The organism is Bifidobacterium animalis subsp. animalis ATCC 25527, assembly GCF_000260715.1.
Lineage (GTDB): Bacteria > Actinomycetota > Actinomycetes > Actinomycetales > Bifidobacteriaceae > Bifidobacterium > Bifidobacterium animalis.
This window is the reverse complement of the sequence record NC_017834.1, coordinates 95,122-112,828: the sequence shown is the minus strand read 5'-3', so window position 1 is coordinate 112,828 and position 17,707 is coordinate 95,122. Positions and strand designations below refer to the sequence as shown.

The 17,707-nt window shown below is 62.8% G+C and carries 13 protein-coding genes; 9 read left to right on the top strand and 4 right to left on the bottom strand.

Translation table 11 applies throughout. The annotated features are described in order from the left end of the window. Positions 1-85: 85 nt before the first annotated feature. The 3 genes from BANAN_RS00480 to BANAN_RS00470 all read right to left on the bottom strand — a co-directional run bounded on the left by BANAN_RS00480 (position 86) and on the right by BANAN_RS00470 (position 2,936). Positions 86-1,564 (bottom strand): hypothetical protein, encoded by a 1,479-nt coding sequence (locus BANAN_RS00480; RefSeq protein ID WP_014697031.1) that lies wholly within the window; start codon positions 1,562-1,564, stop codon positions 86-88. Then, complete coding sequence (locus BANAN_RS00475) at positions 1,565-2,518, bottom strand: putative RNA methyltransferase (protein ID WP_014697030.1); 954 nt, start codon at positions 2,516-2,518, stop codon at positions 1,565-1,567. It lies immediately after the preceding gene. Between the two features lie 79 nt (positions 2,519-2,597). Beyond that, a complete protein-coding gene (locus BANAN_RS00470; RefSeq protein ID WP_004218382.1) occupies positions 2,598-2,936 on the bottom strand; it encodes a hypothetical protein in 339 nt (112 codons plus the stop codon). A 178-nt stretch (positions 2,937-3,114) separates the two neighbouring features. Here BANAN_RS00470 and BANAN_RS00465 point away from each other — a divergent pair, with 178 nt between their 5' ends. Both BANAN_RS00465 and BANAN_RS00460 read left to right on the top strand, forming a co-directional pair. Continuing rightward, positions 3,115-4,200: an alpha/beta fold hydrolase gene (locus tag BANAN_RS00465; protein ID WP_014697029.1), complete on the top strand. Its 1,086-nt coding sequence runs from the start codon at positions 3,115-3,117 to the stop codon at positions 4,198-4,200. Between the two features lie 84 nt (positions 4,201-4,284). Further along, positions 4,285-5,337 carry a DMT family transporter gene (locus BANAN_RS00460; RefSeq protein WP_014697028.1) on the top strand — a complete coding sequence of 351 codons (1,053 nt, stop codon included), beginning with the start codon at positions 4,285-4,287 and terminating at the stop codon, positions 5,335-5,337. A gap of 274 nt (positions 5,338-5,611) precedes the next feature. On the opposite strand, the gene BANAN_RS00455 is transcribed toward BANAN_RS00460, so the two are convergent. Beyond that, on the bottom strand, positions 5,612-8,026 hold the full coding sequence (locus BANAN_RS00455) for a prolyl oligopeptidase family serine peptidase (RefSeq protein ID WP_014697027.1): 2,415 nt from the start codon (positions 8,024-8,026) through the stop codon (positions 5,612-5,614). 396 nt (positions 8,027-8,422) lie between these two features. Between BANAN_RS00455 and BANAN_RS00450 the strand changes: the two genes are divergently transcribed. The 7 genes from BANAN_RS00450 to pknB are packed head-to-tail and all read left to right on the top strand — an operon-like array spanning position 8,423 to position 17,608. Next, the gene (locus BANAN_RS00450) at positions 8,423-9,124 is read left to right on the top strand and encodes an FhaA domain-containing protein (RefSeq protein WP_004218378.1); all 702 of its coding nucleotides are present in this window, start codon (positions 8,423-8,425) and stop codon (positions 9,122-9,124) included. A gap of 18 nt (positions 9,125-9,142) precedes the next feature. Next, positions 9,143-9,688, top strand: a complete 546-nt coding sequence (locus BANAN_RS00445; protein WP_014697026.1) for an FHA domain-containing protein FhaB/FipA — start codon at positions 9,143-9,145, stop codon at positions 9,686-9,688. A gap of 21 nt (positions 9,689-9,709) precedes the next feature. Continuing rightward, on the top strand, positions 9,710-11,266 hold the full coding sequence (locus BANAN_RS00440) for a PP2C family protein-serine/threonine phosphatase (RefSeq protein WP_014697025.1): 1,557 nt from the start codon (positions 9,710-9,712) through the stop codon (positions 11,264-11,266). Between the two features lie 2 nt (positions 11,267-11,268). Next, entirely contained in the window at positions 11,269-13,011 is a 1,743-nt protein-coding gene (locus tag BANAN_RS00435) for an FtsW/RodA/SpoVE family cell cycle protein (RefSeq protein ID WP_014697024.1), read from the top strand. After that, positions 13,004-14,470 carry a peptidoglycan D,D-transpeptidase FtsI family protein gene (locus BANAN_RS00430; RefSeq protein ID WP_014697023.1) on the top strand — a complete coding sequence of 489 codons (1,467 nt, stop codon included), beginning with the start codon at positions 13,004-13,006 and terminating at the stop codon, positions 14,468-14,470. Before BANAN_RS00435 ends, BANAN_RS00430 begins: the two co-directional genes overlap by 8 nt. Further along, a complete protein-coding gene (locus tag BANAN_RS00425) occupies positions 14,467-15,492 on the top strand; it encodes a serine/threonine-protein kinase (protein WP_014697022.1) in 1,026 nt (341 codons plus the stop codon). The genes BANAN_RS00430 and BANAN_RS00425 overlap by 4 nt, the downstream gene beginning before the upstream one ends. Next, positions 15,485-17,608, top strand: a complete 2,124-nt coding sequence (gene pknB, locus BANAN_RS00420; protein WP_014697021.1) for a Stk1 family PASTA domain-containing Ser/Thr kinase — start codon at positions 15,485-15,487, stop codon at positions 17,606-17,608. Before BANAN_RS00425 ends, pknB begins: the two co-directional genes overlap by 8 nt. Positions 17,609-17,707 lie beyond the last annotated feature (99 nt).

Here is a 17,707-nt window from a genome sequence, read left to right as displayed (position 1 = left end):
TAAAAAGAGGCATCTGGGCGCACTGCCTGTCTCCTTTTACGCATACTCGCATGCTTGCTCGCATGTGCACGGCCCACCCATTCGCCTACGCATCGTGCAGCAGGGTCACATATCTGACATCGTCGCATATCAGCGCGAGATACAGGCACAGGGTCTCGTTGATCGTCTCATCCAGATGGACCGGGCAACGCACCAGCTCCCGGAATGCGCGGCGGTTCAGATCAGGAGTGGCCTTCCAGTCGCGCGACTTGCGTCTGGACCGGATCAGCGCTTTGAGCTCATCCGAGGAAAACGCGACCAGTGGAATGCCGTCTTTCCTGGCATCGGGGAAAAACAGCGAGGCGCACTCGGGCACGAGCTCCAGTTCCGTCACGCCGTCTGCAAGCGCCGTCTCCAGCTCCTTCCACGGAATGACCAATAGCCGCAGATCCATGCCATACTCGCTCACATCATGCCGGGGAAGCGCGTTGGATTCCACAAACTGCGCGAACAGCTCATAATGCTGCCATTGCATCGCCTTCTGCGTGAACCGCGCATCCTGGAGCAGTCCGCGAAACGGGTGGAGCACCCGCAAACCGAACACGGCCCGGCCAAACAGCAGATTCGCCAGGCACCATGCCCCCAGCACCGCCAGCACATACCGTCGTCCGTCGGCTCCCTGCGCCATCGCCGCCCACAGCACCGCCAGCACATACCACATGACGACGAGCGAGAAGAGACCGAGCGCGAAGGAGGCCATGAGGCTCCAGCCACGGTCCGGAATCGATTCGACGAACCGATTCCGCACATAGGCGTGCAACACGACGATTCCCGTGGAGAGCAGCGAGGACGCCAGCAGCAGCGCCATCCCCCGTCCGCTGCGCAGATGTGCGATCTGCCCGGTCGCCGACGAGAGCACCGACCAGAACGCCATATCGGCCACGCACACGGCGACCGCCCGCCACAGCAGCCGCCAATACCCCGGCCGCGTGTTCTCGAGTCTCGCATACTGGCGCAAATCGGCGTCACGCGCCTGCTCGTTGCGCCGCATGGATCGGTGGGTGATGTAGATCTGGCTGCCGTAGTTGAGAATCCACCCCATCAGCAGAGCGCCCGCCCCAGTGATGATGACGGTCTTGGCGATTCCGTTGGTGTGGTACATCTCCGGTATCCAGAACCCGGTGATGAACGAAGTGGCCAGCGCCGAGCAGATGAGCAGACTGCTGAAGCTGCCGATCGCGTCCCTGTCCGACACGAACCGCTCGCTCTGGAAGGCGACGCCAAGGCAGATCGTGACCACCACGCCCCACATGGCGGTGATGAAATCCACCGGGCTCGTCGTCTCGTCGCCAAGCTGGAAGGTCCTGTCGAAACGCTCGCGGAGCATGCTCACGATGTCGAGCGAGAACGGCTCCTGGTCGTTGAACACGATGCGCAACGCGAACGCCACGACGGTGACCACGGCGATCACGACCATCATCTTGAGCAGCCGGTATGCGGCGAAACTCTGCAATTCCACCGGCGACTTGTAGATCTGCTTGATTGGGATGCGCCGCATCCGCCGTTTCGCACCCAGTCTGCGCATCTATTCGCACACGCTTCCCACGAGGATCTCCGCCTCCACGGTGAGCTCATGAATCCGGGAGAGATCAAGCGAATCCACGTCCACGTTGAACAGCAACGGCGTCATGCGGGCGAAGGCGAGCACATCCTCGGCCGGCATCGGGAAGGTTTGGGAGACGAGCCGGCGCTCCAGCACATCGAAATGCTCGGCGAACTGCGTCACGACCTGCTCGTTCGAATAGTCGCCGTGCCGCAGTTGCCCGCGTGCGAGCTCGCGCAGCTGCCCGTCATGCCGCGCGCCGGGCACCACCTTGATTACCACGCCCGAGCCGCCGAGCACGCGCGTGAATTCCGCGTAGTTGACCGGCGAGAACACGTCGAGCACGCAGTCCACGGCACCGTCTCGCACCGGCAGTTCAGCCAGGTTCCCGACAAACCATTTCACCGCGCACGCCACATCCTCGCGCGCCGCCAGCTGCACGGAGTCTTTGGAGATGTCGAACGCGAGCACCGTGGCATCCGGATGCGCCGCCTGCACGGCGCGCGCGTAGAACCCCTCTCCGCAGCCGACGTCGAGTATCACCGGCGCGCGCATCTGAGGCCCGCTCCCCCGCAGATCCACACGCCCGCGTGCGCCGCGCAATTGCGCGCCGGAACGCGTGCGCAGACCCGCGAAATCGATGGGCGCGGCAATCTGCCCGCAATACCGCCTCACGGCACTGAGCACGGCGTCGACGATATGCGAGTAATAGCCGGCACCGAGAATCCTGCCGCGGTTCTCGAACGACTCCCGGCTGTAGTATTCCGACTGCCGCGCGCCGGGCGCCAGATTCACGTACCCCTGCCGCGCCACATCGTAGGTGTGACCGCGTTCGCAATGCAGACTCGTGCCCTCCAGCCGTAGCTCTTCACGGCACAGCGGGCACACGAAGTATTTCCAGGAATCCGCAAACCGCGCCAATTTCTCCGGACTCATCGCGACCTCCCGTCACACCGTGGAATCCCAGCACATCGTAACAAAAAAGCCTCCCGGGGGAGGCCTGTGGAACGGCTGATCAGTCGTGCGGGCGCGTGTTCAGCCTGCTGTAGTAGAACGACGCGAGCACGCAGAACACGAGCGTGGCGATGTTGAAGATGAGCTCGACCCACCACAGAATCTGGTTCCACGTGTTGCTCAGCGGCCCGAACAGGCCGGGCAGCGTGACGAGCCAGCTGATGATCACGCAAATAAATACCCAGATGCCGTATTTCTGCCCCATCTGCTGGTCATAGAGATGCGCCGGCGTGAGCTCGAAATTCGGCTTGTTGTTGTACACCGCATACACACCGAACACCAGCAGCGCGACCAGCACGATCACGTTGAGGACAGTCATGATGATGTTCTGCGCTACCATGACGCTTCCTTTCCTAAAATTCCTGTATTTCTTCCACAGATTCTAGGCTCGCCCTCCCCGCCCCCACCCTGATTACGCGCACCGCGCTACACGTTTTCGACTCTGGCAGCCGAATATTTCACGTGATATCACGCGCAGACTACGCTGGTCTTCAGTTTCACCCGACGAAAGGCAGCCCATGGAAATCGCGATGATCAACGAACACGAATTCCAGCAGGATCTCGAGGCCACCGCCCTGCCGGCCCTCGATTCGTGCATGCATGACGGCTACATGGACCCGGCCGTCTCGGATTGGCATGGGCACAGACTGCGCACGCTGCACACGGCGAACGGCACTCCGAACAAGCTGCATGTCGTACGCTACGACGTCGAGAAATTCCATGCCTTGCAGATTCCCGGCGCCTCCCGCCAAACCCATGGCACCGTGCTCATCTCGCACGGATTCACCGAGTTCGCGGCCAAATACAAGGAGATGGCATGGTACTTCCTGCTCGCCGGATTCTCCGTCTGCATTCTCGAACACCGCGGGCATGGCTATTCCGCGCGCGATGTGAGGAACGACCAGATTGTGTACATCGACACATGGCACCGCTACGTTGCCGATCTCGCGAAATGCGCGCGGACGATCGCGCGCCCGATGGCGGGCTCGAAGCCGCTCGTCCTGTTCGCGCATTCGATGGGCGGCGGCATCGCAGCGGCCATGCTCGAGCGCTACCCCAACATCGTTGACAAGGCGGTGCTCTCGTCGCCCATGATCGAAGCGAATCTGCATGTGCCGAATTGGCTGGCGGCGCTGGCCTGCGGCGCGGCCTGCGATCTGGGCCGCGGCAAGGCTATGGCACCGGGTCAGCACGCGTTCACGCCGCTCATCGATATCAAAGACAACCAGGGCGCATGCATGCAGCGTCTCGAATGGATGAAGAAGCTGCGCATCGCGAACACGCATTACCAGACCTCGGCCGCGGCGAACGAGTGGGTGAGACAGGCGATCCGCCTGTCCATCGCCGTGCAGGACCCGCATATGTGCGAGCGCATCGAGACGCCAATCCTGCTGTTCCAGGCGGCCAACGACCACTGGGTGCGCAACAAGGCGCAGAATCGCTTCGTCAAACGCGTGGGCAAGGACGGCGGCGACATCCGCATGATTCGCGTGCCCGGCTCCGTGCATGAGATCTTCACGATGCCGAACAGCGTGATGGCACCGTATCTGAAGGAGATCCTCACGTTCCTGCAAACGAGCGAGCCGGTCACCGTGCTCGTCTGAACTCGGGCGGGGCGCGCCGCCGGGGCCCGTATTTCACGACCTGCGCGATACTATGCGTGCGAGAGATGAGCGAGAGGAGCCCCGGTGTCTGAACACAGCGATCCACAGCACGGCCACGGCACATGCAACGTGAATTCGCCGGAGGAACTCCATGAGATGCTGGCGCGGTCGGCGGCCACCGAGCAGGCTGATGCGCGCGACGTGCTCATCGAGGAGACGGTGTCGGGAAAAGACGAGGAGGAGCCCTCCTTCGAGCAGACGCCGCGGAAAATGGCCATCGGCATTGCATGCGTGCTCATCGGCGGCACATGCTGGGGCGTCAATGGCGCGGTGTCGAAGATCCTCATGGAGGAATACCACGCGGCTCCGCTGTGGATCGCCTGCGTGCGCGAGATCATCGCGGGGATCATCTTCCTCGTGGCCGCCATGATCGGCACGCCGCACTCGCTCAGGTCGGCGGTGACCAGCTGGCGCGAATACCCGAAGTTCGTGGGCGCGGCGCTCACCTGCGTGACGCTCGTGCAGGTGGCCTACCTGTTCTCGATCCATTGGACGAACGCGGGCACCGCCACCGTGCTGCAGACGGTGAATCTGCTCATGGTGCTCATCTATGTGTGCGTGAGGGCGAAGCGCAGGCCGTCGAAACGCGAGGTGATCGGCGTCGTCCTGGCGTTCGTGGGCGTATGGCTGCTGGCCACCGGCGGCAAGCTGAGCACGCTGTCGATGCCGCTGCCCGGCCTGTTCTGGGGTCTCATGGACGCATTCTCCTGCGCCTGCCTCGCCATCATTCCGGTGGGGCTCATCGCCCGCTACGGCAATCTCACCTTCAACGGCCTCACTTTCCTCATTTCCGGACTCATATTGCTGCCATTCGTCAAACCGTGGGAGAACGCGCCGCATTTCGACGCGCGCGGCTGGTGGCTCATGGCCTTCACGGTGGTCGTGGGCACCGTGATCGCGTTCTGGCTGTTCATGGCGGGCGTCGTGCGCATCGGCTCAATGCGTGCGACGCTTCTGGCGACGATCGAGCCGGTGACCGCCACCATCTCGTCGGTGCTGTGGACCGGCTCGGTCTTCACCCCCGTCGACATCGTCGGCTTCGTGCTGATCCTCATCATGAGCTTCCTGGTTCAATAGACCGAAAACCCGGCCACTACGAATGTATTCATGTATTCATCTGTTACGGGCCAAGATCTCTGTTACGGGCTATCAAAACCGTTACGGGCTAGCCTTTTCTGCTACGGGCTAGGACTCACGAGATATTCCCGGCATAAGATTGTTGAAAAATGGCGGTTTCATAATTCCCGCATCCCGGAAATACAAGGTGCTGCCCTAGCCCGTAGCAGAAAAGGCTAGCCCGTAAGAGCTTGGATGGCCCGTAACAGTCTCGAATCAGGACGGCAGGCCGTGCCTACCTCGCGAGGGCATCGGCCAGGAAGTCGCGCTGCAGAATCAGCAGATTCCTCGCCACATCCGGATCGTTCGTCATATGCGTGATCCCGGTGAGCGGCAGGAAGGTGTGTGGGCGACCGGCCTCCATGAGCGCCTGACTCAGCCGCAGGCTATGCGCGATCGTCACGTTGTCGTCGGCGAAGCCGTGGATCAGCATGAGCGGCCGAACGAGCTTCGGCGCGTCCAGCACAATGCTGTTGTCGGCATACACCTGCGGGTCCAGGCCCAAGAAGCGCTCGGTGTAGCAGGTGTCGTACAGCGTCCAGTCAGTCGGGGGCGCGCCCGCGCAGGCTGCGGCGAACGTGTCCGGAGCGTCGAGCACCGCGAGCGCGGAGAGGAATCCGCCGTACGACCAGCCGATCATCGCCACGCGCTCGAGATCCGGCTTCGGCAACGGTCGCGCAGCATCGTCATGCTCGCTGAATTCGCAGCCCTCGGCCGAGTCACCCATCGTATTGAGCTCGTCGATCGCACCGACCAGCGCATGCACTGCGTCCACCTGATCGGCCAGGCTCACGCTTTTCATCTTCAAATACACCTCGCGGTCCCACACCGGTCCGCGACCGGTCGTGCCGCGGCCGTCCGCAATCACCACAAGGTAGCCCTGGTCGGCCCACCATTGCGCGTCCAAGTAGGCGGCCCGGCTCATGACCACCTCCTGGTGCCCCGGTCCGCCGTACGGATGCATGAGCACCGGCAGCTCGCTCGCATTCGCGAACCGGCTCGACGCACTCGGCGCCACGATCGCCGTAAACAGCTTCCGCTCGCCGAGTCGAACGAAGCGCACGTTCGGCACGAAGTCAGGTTCGGCGGCGACATTGCACACGTCGTGGCTCGTACGTGCGTCCGCAGTCCCGTATGACAGGCGCATCACCGCTTTCGCCGAATCCATGGTGCGCCCCCACACCACGAGTCCGTCTCCGCGGCGGGACGCACGCCACACGCCCGGTTCGTTACTCACCGCGCGCACCGAACCATCGGCGTACGATATGGTCACAATGTCGAAACTGCGCGCGTCATGGTAGCGCTCGGCAACGGAATCCGCCCACTGCTCCGGTACCTCGGCGGCACGTTCGGCCGTGCGCTGCACCACGCACAGCACATCGTCGGCGCCCGCATCGAGCACTTCGCGCACCTGCCACCCCGCCGGCGTGAACACACGTCCATCCACGCTCAACCGGTTCGTGTCGGCATCCATGTCGTTCACCGAACACACCACGGAACCGGACGGCGTCACGCACGGCGTTCCGCCCACCAGATCGATCCACTGGTCGTTGTGGTGTTCGGCGATCACCTCCACCGGCAGCAACGCCATCACATTGCCGTCGAGTGCGCGCAGATCGCCCCACTCGTTCTCCGCTGGCATGGCCACGCGCAGAATCTGCTCATGCTGCTGCAAGCGGTCGAGCACGCGCAGCACGGGTCGCTCGGCTTGCCAATCCACCACGGCCAGGTATTCGTAAGCCACATTGTCCCAGTCGATCATCGCCGTCTTCTGCACCGACGCGCCGTCGTCGCCCAGCCGCACGGCGAACAGATCGACCACGGCGTTCTCGGTGAGCGCGCGCGGGTAACGGTGTTGGATGCCGCGCGCCGCCGGATCCGCCGGATCACTGATCGTCCACACCGGCTCGGGCGACGAGTCGAAGCATTCCACCAGCAGTGTGCGCGAATCCGGCCCCCACCAGAACCCGTCGTAGCGGTCCATTTCCTCGCCCGCGGCGAATTCCGCGAGTCCCGCGCGCATCGTCTCGCGATCCTGTGGCGACACCGTGAACACCGCGTTCGCCACTGCAGTCTGCACGTCCACGACGACCACCGCGGAACCCGTCGCATATGCCACACGCTTACCGTCCGGGCTCATTCGCGGGTTCAGCACAGGGCCGGCGAACTCGTTCTGCGCGGAATCTGCGGACTGCGGCACGAGATGCTCGGTGCGCACGCCGGCACTCACCTGTGCGCGCACGCCGTCGTCGCCCACCGTGTACTCGAGCGTGTCCCATTCGATCGTCGTCACGAACAGCTCGCCGTTCACGGTGAAGGTGACATGATTGCCCAGACCGTCCACCGAGTACGCAACGATCCCGGTGGCACTCTCACGCGCACGTTCACGACGCGCACGCTCGGCAGCCGGCACATCGTCGCTGCCCAGTGTGTTCACGAGCTCACCCGCGTTCACGAGCTCCACTTCGGCATACGCGTCTTCCCCGCAGATTGCCAGCCACAGCGAATTCTCGGTGTCCTGCTCGCCCGCGGACCGCAGGAACAGCATGCGCGACCCGTCGCCGATGAGCTTGGGAGAGCGCGGCGCCCCGCATGTGAACCGCACCGTTTTTGCCTTGCGCACCGGGTATTCTTCGATTGCAGATTCCATCCCGCACCTCTCGTCTCATCGGCTCATCTATTCGTTCCCACTCTATCCTGCTTCACGGAACCTTCCGTAAAACAGCTCGCAGACTCCCCTTCCCGCGGCACCTTCCGCAAAACCGACCACTGGCGACTCTCCCGGCGGCACCGCTCACGGAAGCTCCCGTAAAACGGACCGCACATACCGCAAATACATCGGCCGAACGATTGCGGATTCCTGTGGCTCCGGCGCATAGTGGCAATGCGGAAACCGCGGGAACAAGGTGGGGCCGTATGCGTGCAGTGAAACGGCAAACCGTTGCAATCCATACGCTCCCAGAGGAAAACGCGGCGGACCGATGCGCCTGAAAATTCACACGGTTGATATATAAGCGTAGGATAGGTAAGGATAGAAAGGGTAACTATGAGCGTTCTTGATCGTTTTGAGAAAAGCGTGGAGGGTGCGGTCAACGGAGTGTTCGCGAAGTTCGGCTCCAAGGACCTGCAGCCCGTCGATCTCTCCAGCGCGCTTGAGCGCGAAATCGACGCCGAGGCCATGCCGGTCGGCCGAGACCGCACCGTGGCGCCGAACGAGTACCGTTTCAAACTGAGCACACCCGATTTCGACCGCATCGAAAGCTGGGGTTCCGAGGCCATGGCCAATGAGCTGGCCGACAACCTCACGCAGTACGCGAAGAGCCAACACTATGCATTTGTGGGCCCGGTCGTCGTGATTTTCGAAGAGGACCTGCAACTGACCAAGGGCAACTTCAAGCTCACGTCCGAATCCGTGCAGGGCAACGCCGTACCGGTCACCACTGACGAGCAGGCCGAGGACTGCCCGATGCTCGAAGTCAACAACAACCAATACCTGCTCACCAAAGACAAGACGATTCTGGGTCGCGGCTCGGGCTGCGACATTGTGATTGACGACCCCGGCATCTCCCGCAAACACCTGGAGATCGACATCACGGACAACGGTGTGATCGCCCGCGACTTGGGCTCCACGAACGGCACGTATGTGGAGGGCCATCAAGTTCCCGCTGCGACGCTGCTCGATGGCAACACGATCACGATCGGCCGCACCCGCATCCTGTACTGGGCCTCCTCACAAGACCAGAGGTGAGCGTAGCGGGATTTTTCCATGATTACCGAACTTACCTTTGCGGTACTGAAATACGCGTTCCTCATTCTGTTATGGCTGTTCGTGTGGTTCATCACGCGTTCGCTGTACCGGGACGTCGCCGCGTTCAGCCCACGCAAATCCCGCGCACGTAGGCGCAAGGAGCGCGAAGTGCGCAAATCGAACGACGCGTTGGCGGTGTCATCGCCGGCCCAGCCGTTGCCTGTCTCCACACCTACACCGTCGGCGGCCGCGCCTTCGGACACCGCACCCACGCCTACGCTGCTGGTGATCATCGACGGCCCGCTCGCCGGCACCTCGGTTCCGCTGAACTCCTCGGTGATCACGCTGGGCCGCGCCGCCTCGAACACGGTGGTGCTCGACGACGAGTTCGTCTCGAGCCACCATGCGCGCGTGTACCCCGATCCGAACACCGGAGTCTGGGTCATCGAAGACCTGCACAGCACGAACGGCACCGTGGTGAACCAGCAGCGCATCTCCGCACCCACCATTCTCGGCCCGCGCGTACCGGTGCGCATTGGCGCTACCACGTTCGAATTGAGGTGACCGCGAGTGGCAGACCTGTATATGTATTCCACCACGGTTTCCGACGTGGGCACCGTGCGCTCGAACAACCAAGATTCCTCGTTCGCCGGCGAGCATCTCGTGGCCGTCTGCGATGGCATGGGCGGCCATGCTGGCGGCGACACCGCCTCCACCATCGCAATCCGCTCGCTGGCGCATATTGAAACGGATTCCGCGGGCGGTGACGTGGCCAAGGCAGCGGCAATCATCGAGGCTTCCACACTCGCCGCGCACGATGCCATCGTGGGCAAGGCGAAGCGCGAACGCAAGCTCGCCGGCATGGGCACCACCGTCACCGCAATCACGCTCGTCTCCGATTACTGGGTGATCGCCCATATTGGAGATTCGCGCGCGTATTTGCTGCGCGACGGCAAACTCATGCGGCTGACCACCGATCACAGCTATGTGCAGCATCTGATCGATACGAAGCGCATCAATGAGGTGGAGGCGCGCAATCACCCGCAGCGCAATGTGGTCATGCGCGTGCTCGGCGATTTCGACATCGACGCCCACCCTGACATTTCGATTCGCCGCGCAGAGGCCGGGGACCGCCTGTTACTGTGTTCCGACGGCCTGTGCGGTGTGCTCGAGGATTCCACGATCGAGGAGACGCTCTCGCATTTCACCGATCCGGAGGAGTGCGCGCAGACCTTGGTTTCCATGGCGTTGAAGGCGGGGAGCACCGACAATGCGTCCGCCGTGATCGCGGATTCCACGATCGCCCTGGATGCCGACTCGTTCGATCTGCCGCATCAGACTCCGTTGATCGGCGGTGCCGCCAGCGCGACGCTCGAACCGATTGCAGACATCATTCATGAACCCGTCGCGTCCGCCCCCGCGCTGATCGCACGCTCTTCACCGGCGGAGCGTGCCGCCGCGCTGATTGCGAGCGACAGCAACAAGGCCGCGCAATCCGAGGAGCACGACGCCACCCAGCAGGTGGCGCAGCCGTCGACGGTGCGCGAGGAGAACGGCGAACTGCAGGATCCAGACACCGGCGAGATTCCGGTGATCCGCAAATCCGACGGCCGTTACAGCGCGGACCCGAACGACCCGGAGGTCGCCAGGGCCATTCACCACGAGCATCTGCAGGAGAAGAAGCAGGCCCGTTCGCGCAGGTTTCGCGGCAAGATCGTTGGCAGTGTAGTCGCCGTGGCCGTCGTGGCCGTGCTCGCGCTGGGCACGTGGGCCGCGTATGCGTGGAGCCAGACGCAGTATTACCTGGCCTCCGACAATGGTGTGGTCACCGTGTACCAAGGCGTGCCAACGAACATCTTCGGCTACGAGCTTTCGCATGCCATCGAGCACACCGACCTCAAGGTCGATGAGCTGCCCGAGCAGTGGCAGGACCGTCTGCAGCAGAGCATCAGCGTGGATGGCTACGACGAGGCGCTCAGCCATGTCGAGCTCATACGGACGCAGTTCAACGACCTGAAGAAGGAGCAGGAACAGAAAGCGAAGGAAGACGCCGACGCCAAGGCCAAGCAGCAGAAGCAAGTCAACGACAGCAAGTCCCCGACGAAGTCGCCGTCACCGTCGAAGTCGGCGCAAAGCAGGTGATCATGGCCGCTCGTGTTCGTTACCTTCTGCAGATCATCTTCGCACTGCTCATCTCCGCGCTCGGCTTCTTCCAGTTGTCCGAGCGCATGAACGGCAAGCCCACGTCCGGCAGCGTGGTCATGCAGATCGTCTGCGCGATCATGTTCCTGGTGGCCTGGGGCCTTATGAGCCGGTTCCAGAAGTTTGGCAACCAGTCGATCTTCGCATGCGTGCTCATGCTCACATCGATAGGCATTCTCATGATCTCGCGCATCGACGGCGAGATGGACACCGCCGTGGCCATCCGCCAGATGATGTGGCTGTGCCTGGCGCTCGTCTGCTGCTACGCCCTGTTCGCCTTCATGAAGGATTACCGCATTCTTCGCAGATTCTCGTATGTGAGCATGGTGATCGGCCTCGCGCTGTTGCTTTCGCCCATGATTCCCGGGCTTGGCCGTGAGATCGGCGGCGCGCGCATCTGGATTGGCGTCGGCTCCTACCAGCTGCAGCCGGGTGAGTTCGCGAAGCTGTTCCTCGCGTTCTTCTTCGCCTCGTATCTGTTCAACCACCGCGACCAGCTCGCCGTCGGCGGCAGGAAGGTGTTCGGCCTGCAATTGCCGCGCCTGCGCGATCTGGGGCCGATTGTGATCGTGTGGATCGCCTCGATGGGCGTGCTCATTCTGCAGCACGATCTGGGCACTTCGCTCATGTTCTTCGCGATGTTCGTCGCCATGCTCTACGTGGCCACCGGCCGCGCGAGCTGGCTCATCATTGGCTTCCTCGCCTTCGCCATAGGCTGTGTGGTGGCCGCGCACCTGTTCGCGCATGTGGGCTACCGCGTCGACGCCTGGTTGCACCCCTTCGACTCCGAAATCTACAACCGGTACCCCGGCGGCTCGAGCCAGATTGTGCAGGGCCTGTTCGGTCTCGCCGCCGGCGGCCTGTTCGGCACCGGCCTTGGTGAGGGGCATCCGGCCATCACGCCGCTGGCCAACTCCGATTTCATCTTCGCGTCGGCCGGTGAGGAGCTCGGTCTCGTCGGCGTGTTCGCGATTCTCATGCTGTACCTGCTCATCATCGCGGCCGGCATGATCACGGCGATGAAGATCAAAGACGGCTTCGGCAAGCTGCTCGCCTCGGGACTCGTGTTCACGATGGCATTCCAGGTGTTCACCGTGGTCGGCGGCATCACGCTCGTGATTCCGCTGACTGGTCTCACGATGCCGTACATGGCTGCCGGCGGCTCCTCGCTCATCGCCAACTACATTCTGGTAGCCCTGCTCATCATCATCTCGAACGCCGCGAACAAGCCGCAGAACGACCTGATGACCGACACGTTCCGCATGGAGGCCGTGCATGCGCTGAGCAGCCGCAAGCCGCGCCAGCGCAAGGCATCCGGCAATGCCACGCAGGTCACGAAACCGCGCGGCAACCGCGAGGAGGAGCCTCGCCCGCGTACGAGCCAGCTGCCGGTCACCTCGGTGGCCGTTCAGCAATCTGCAGCCGTCAGTGCGTCACCGGCACCAGACGATTCGGCAACGCAGGTGGTCTCACCGCAACCGATTGTCGCGCCGCAGCAGGCAAGCGAACCGGTGACCAACACGAGGAACATCCCGGTGACGCCGCAGCAGGCGACGCCAACAACGGGCGAGGAGACGGAGGCCATGGCACCGCTGAATCCGAGCATGCCGCCGCTGCCACAGCAGCCCCATACGCCGACGAACCATCACGCAACCACGGGCGAAGGAGGTGCCGAGCATGAATAAGACATTGCGCCAGCTGTTCACGGCGGTCATCGTGCTGTTCGTGATCCTCGGCATCGCCAGCTCGATCATCATGGTGAACCGCGCGAACCGGCTCTCCCATGATTCCAGGAACACGCGTGCGCTCTACCAGACGTACGGCGCCCCGCGAGGCTCCATTCTGGCGTCGGACGGCACGATCATTGCGAAATCCGACCCGGTGAACGATTCGTTCTCCTACCAGCGCTCCTACCCGCAGGAGGACATCTACGCGCCGATCACTGGGTATTTCTCGATCGCGCAGAACGCCGACCGCGGCATCGAAGCCTCCGAGAACGAGCTGCTCACCGGCGAGTCGAACGCATTGTTCTGGCAGCACATCAAGGCATTGTTCACCGGCAAGGAGAACAAAGGCGCCAGCATCGAGACGTCCATCGATCCCAAGCTGCAGTCCGCGGCTATGGAGGCGCTCAAGAACAACGACGGCGCCGCGGTGGCCATAGAGCCGAAGACCGGGCGCATTCTCGCGATGGCCAGCGCGCCGAGCTACGACCCGAACGAGCTGGCCTCGCACGACACCGGATCGGTGAGCAAGGCGTACACCGAACTCGTCACAAACCCGTCGAACCCGATGCTCAACCGTGCGATCAGCGAGCTGTACCCGCCGGGGTCCACGTTCAAGACGGTCGTGGCGGCAGCCGCGCTCGACAGTGGCAAATACCAGCTCGACACGCAGATTCCGGCCGGTGCCTCGTATACGCTGCCGGGCACGCAGACGCAGCTGACGAACGCCGAGGAGCCGGGCGACGGCACCGATGGCAAGATCTCGCTCAAAGACGCCATGGCATGGTCGTCGAACACGGCATTCGCGCAGCTCGGCGTGGCCCTTGGCGACGAGAGCGTGTCGAATATGGCGAAGAAGTTCGGTTTCGACAAACCGATCGTGATCGACGGCACCGATTCGAACGGGCTTCCCATGCAAGCCGTGGCCTCGCGATTCCCCACCAATGTGGGCGACGACAGGCTCGCGCTGGCTTCGATAGGCCAGGGAGACACGGTGGAGACGCCGTTGCAGAACGCGATAATCGCCGCTGCCATTGCGAACGACGGCAAGGTGATGAAACCGACGCTCGTGGACCGCGTGCGTTTCAGCGACCTCTCGGTGATGCCCGACACGAAACCGCAGGTGATGGACACCGCGTTCAGTGCGGACACAGCGAACAAGCTCACCGAGGCGATGGAGGCCGTGGTGACCGACGCGAACCCGAATCTCGAGATCCCCGGCGTGAAGGTGGCGGCGAAGACCGGCACCGCGCAGATCGGAGCGAACAACAGCTCGATAGACGGCTGGGTGATGGGCTTCGCGCCTGCGGACGACCCGAAGATAGCCGTCGCCGTGGTGGTGCACAATGTCGACCTCTACGGCTCGTTTGCAGCAGGACCGATTATGACCGCGATTATGAAGGAGGCGCTCCAACAATGAGATTGATTGAAGGACAACTCATCCATTGCCGGTACCGTCTCGACTCGCGTCTGGCCCAGGGTGGCATGGGCGAGGTGTGGAAGGGCTACGACATTCAGCTCGGTCGTCCCGTGGCCATCAAGGCGCTGCGCAAAGACACGACGAACCAGGAGTCCAAACTGCGTCGCCTGCGTGCGGAGGCCCGCAATTCCGCCAATCTGGCGCACCCGAACATCGCCGCGTTGTTCGAATACTACGAGCACGACGGCATCGGCTTCCTCATCATGGAATATGTGCCGAGCAAGTCGTTGGCAGACCTCTACCACGAACTCGACGGCCCGATGGACCCGATCCGCCTGCTGCCGATCCTCGTGCAGACCGCGCGCGGACTGTTCGTTGCCCACTCGCATGGTGTGATCCACCGCGATGTGAAGCCGGCGAACATCATGGTCTCCGACAACGGCGAGGTGAAGATCACCGACTTCGGCGTCTCCTACTCCACGAACCAAGAGCAGATCACGCAGGACGGCATGGTGGTGGGCACCGCGCAGTACATCTCGCCGGAGCAGGCGCAAGGCCAGCAGGCCACGCCGCAGTCCGACATCTATTCGCTCGGTGTCGTGGCCTACGAAGGCCTGTGCGGGCACCGTCCGTTCACCGGTGCCACGCCGGTCGACATCGCCGCCGCCCATGTGAACAATCCGGTGCCCCCATTGCCGAGCACCGTGGATTTCCAGCTTTCCCAATTCGTCATGTCGATGCTCGCGAAAGATCCCGCGGACCGCCCGCAGGACGCGCTGACCGTGGCCCGTGTGCTCTCCCGCATCGAACGCCGTCTGCTCGACCAGCAGACCGCGCTGAGCGACACCACCATGGTGAACATCAACGGACGAGTCCCTCGCCGGGTCACGAGTGCACCGCACCATGACCTGCAAACGTATCAATCCGCCTTCCCGTTCGCGCAGCAGACGCAGCGCGATGCCGGTACCGATTCCCCCGGCCATGCGATCGCCGGAGGCTTTGGAAGGAGCATCAATGAGTAGCATGCCTACTACGCTCGATAACGGCCGCTACCAGCTTGGCCAGCTCGTTGGCCGCGGTGGCATGGCCGAGGTGCACATCGCACTCGATACGCGCCTGGGTCGCACCGTTGCCGTCAAGATCATGCGCGCCGACCTCGCACATGACGAGATCTTCCTCACCCGCTTCCGCCGTGAGGCTCATTCCGTGGCCCAGATGAACAACCCGAACATCGTGAACATCTACGATTCGGGCGAAGAGGTGGTCACACTCGACAACGGGCAGACCGAACACCTGCCGTACCTGATCATGGAGTATGTGCAGGGGCAGACGCTGCGCGACATCATCAAGGCGAACGGCGCGCTGAGCGTCTCCGACACCGAGCACGTGATGATCGGCGTGCTCAACGCGCTCGAATATTCGCACCGCATGGGCATCATCCACCGCGATATCAAGCCCGGCAACATCATGATCTCCGAGCAGGGCATTGTGAAGGTCATGGACTTCGGCATCGCCCGCGCGCTCGATGATTCCGCCACCACAATGACCAAGTCGCAGGGTGTCGTGGGCACCGCGCAGTACCTGTCTCCCGAGCAAGCACGCGGCGAGAACGTCGACATGCGCTCCGACCTGTATTCGGCCGGCTGCGTGCTTTACGAGATGCTCACCGGCAGGCCGCCGTTCACTGGCGATTCTGCGGTGGCGATCGCCTACCAGCATGTTTCGGAAGTCGCGGCGAAACCGAGTTCCATTGTGCCCGGACTCAACCCCATGTGGGACCAGATCGTGGCGAAGGCAATGGCCAAGGATCGCCAGAACCGCTATGCCACGGCCACCGAGTTCAAGAACGACATTCTCACCTACATGAACGGCGGCCTGCCCTCGGCGGCCGCGTTCAACCCGCTGCAGGATCTCTCCACGATCAACGCGACCAAGACGCAGACGATGGCGGCGAACGACTACCCCGCCAACGAGGGGTCCACACGCGTGTACAACCCGGTGACGGGCCAGTTCCAAACGGTGCCGCAGGATCCGAATGCTGCGGCCGGCGACACCGACACGATGGTGAAGAGCCGGTCACAGAAGCGTCTTGAAGCGGCGCGTAAGAGGAAACGCAATACAATCATCACCGTGGTCGTGCTCGTGGTGCTCGCGCTGGCCGCAGCCGGTGGATGGTATGCGTGGGCGCACATGCAGCCGCCGAAGAAGGAGTACGTCACCGTGCCCACTTTCTCGGCCACAACCACTGAGGAACGCGCGAAGGCACAGCTCGCGGAGCTCGGACTTCAGGCATCGATCAAGCAGGACACCGATTCGCGCGAGCCAGCCGGCACCTTCACCAAGCAGGCACCGGCCGGTGGCCGCAGCGTGGAGAAGGGCAGCACCGTCACCGTGTGGTTCTCCGCTGGTCCGAAGAGCGTGCCGATCCCCGATGTCACCGGCAAATCCCAGGCCGATGCCCGAGCCGCCCTCGAAGCAGCCGGTTTCGAGGTGAATTCGAGTGTGCAGACCGAAGACAGCGCCACAATCGAACGCGACCACGTCACACGCACCGATCCCGCAGCCGGCACCTCCGCCGAGCAGGGATCCACGGTGAGTCTGTGGGTGTCGTCCGGCATGACGAAGGTGCCGAGCGGTCTCATCGGCAAGTCGAAGGACGAGGCCGTGGACGAGCTCCAGAAGAACGGTTTTGCCGTGGAGATCAACACCGAGAACTCGTCACAGCCCGAGAACACGGTGACGCGCATCGAGCCGAACGAGGGCACATCGGTGGAGCGGGGCGCCTCCGTGACAATCTGGGTGTCGAACGGCAAGATCACGATGCCCGAAATCGCGCTGAACCGTTCCCTCAAAGATGTCAAGGCCGATTTGAGTGCCCAAGGCTTCACCAACATCAAGGTGGACGGCGACAGTTCCGATGATGCGATCGTGACCTCGATGAGCCCTGCCGCCAATGAGACGGTGACGCCAAACCAGCAGGTGACGCTCACCACGAAGGCCAAGGAACCAAGCCCCAGCAGCTCCTCCTCAAGCAATAGCAACGGCAGCAGCGGGAGCAACGGCAACTCCGGCAATGGAGACAGCAACAGCGGCTCCCAGTCCTCGCAGAACCAGCAGAACAGCGACAACAAGCACTAGCGCCGAATCTTCCATCTGCGTAAATGGGGACAGTACCACCCTCGGTACTGTCCCCATTTACGTCACTTGCTCTCCGTCTCCCCTCCTCTCCTTTGCGTA

Excerpts from the sequence above, each read along its gene's own strand:
- BANAN_RS00435 (WP_014697024.1), top strand. The coding sequence starts at position 11,269 with ATGGCCGCTCGTGTTCGTTACCTTCTGCAGATCATCTTCGCACTGCTC.
- BANAN_RS00425 (WP_014697022.1), top strand. The coding sequence starts at position 14,467 with ATGAGATTGATTGAAGGACAACTCATCCATTGCCGGTACCGTCTCGAC.
- BANAN_RS00475 (WP_014697030.1), bottom strand. The coding sequence starts at position 2,518 with ATGAGTCCGGAGAAATTGGCGCGGTTTGCGGATTCCTGGAAATACTTC.
- BANAN_RS00445 (WP_014697026.1), top strand. The coding sequence starts at position 9,143 with ATGATTACCGAACTTACCTTTGCGGTACTGAAATACGCGTTCCTCATT.
- BANAN_RS00455 (WP_014697027.1), bottom strand. The coding sequence starts at position 8,026 with ATGGAATCTGCAATCGAAGAATACCCGGTGCGCAAGGCAAAAACGGTG.
- BANAN_RS00470 (WP_004218382.1), bottom strand. The coding sequence starts at position 2,936 with ATGGTAGCGCAGAACATCATCATGACTGTCCTCAACGTGATCGTGCTG.
- pknB (WP_014697021.1), top strand. The coding sequence starts at position 15,485 with ATGAGTAGCATGCCTACTACGCTCGATAACGGCCGCTACCAGCTTGGC.
- BANAN_RS00465 (WP_014697029.1), top strand. The coding sequence starts at position 3,115 with ATGGAAATCGCGATGATCAACGAACACGAATTCCAGCAGGATCTCGAG.
- BANAN_RS00430 (WP_014697023.1), top strand. The coding sequence starts at position 13,004 with ATGAATAAGACATTGCGCCAGCTGTTCACGGCGGTCATCGTGCTGTTC.
- BANAN_RS00440 (WP_014697025.1), top strand. The coding sequence starts at position 9,710 with ATGTATTCCACCACGGTTTCCGACGTGGGCACCGTGCGCTCGAACAAC.
- BANAN_RS00480 (WP_014697031.1), bottom strand. The coding sequence starts at position 1,564 with ATGCGCAGACTGGGTGCGAAACGGCGGATGCGGCGCATCCCAATCAAG.
- BANAN_RS00450 (WP_004218378.1), top strand. The coding sequence starts at position 8,423 with ATGAGCGTTCTTGATCGTTTTGAGAAAAGCGTGGAGGGTGCGGTCAAC.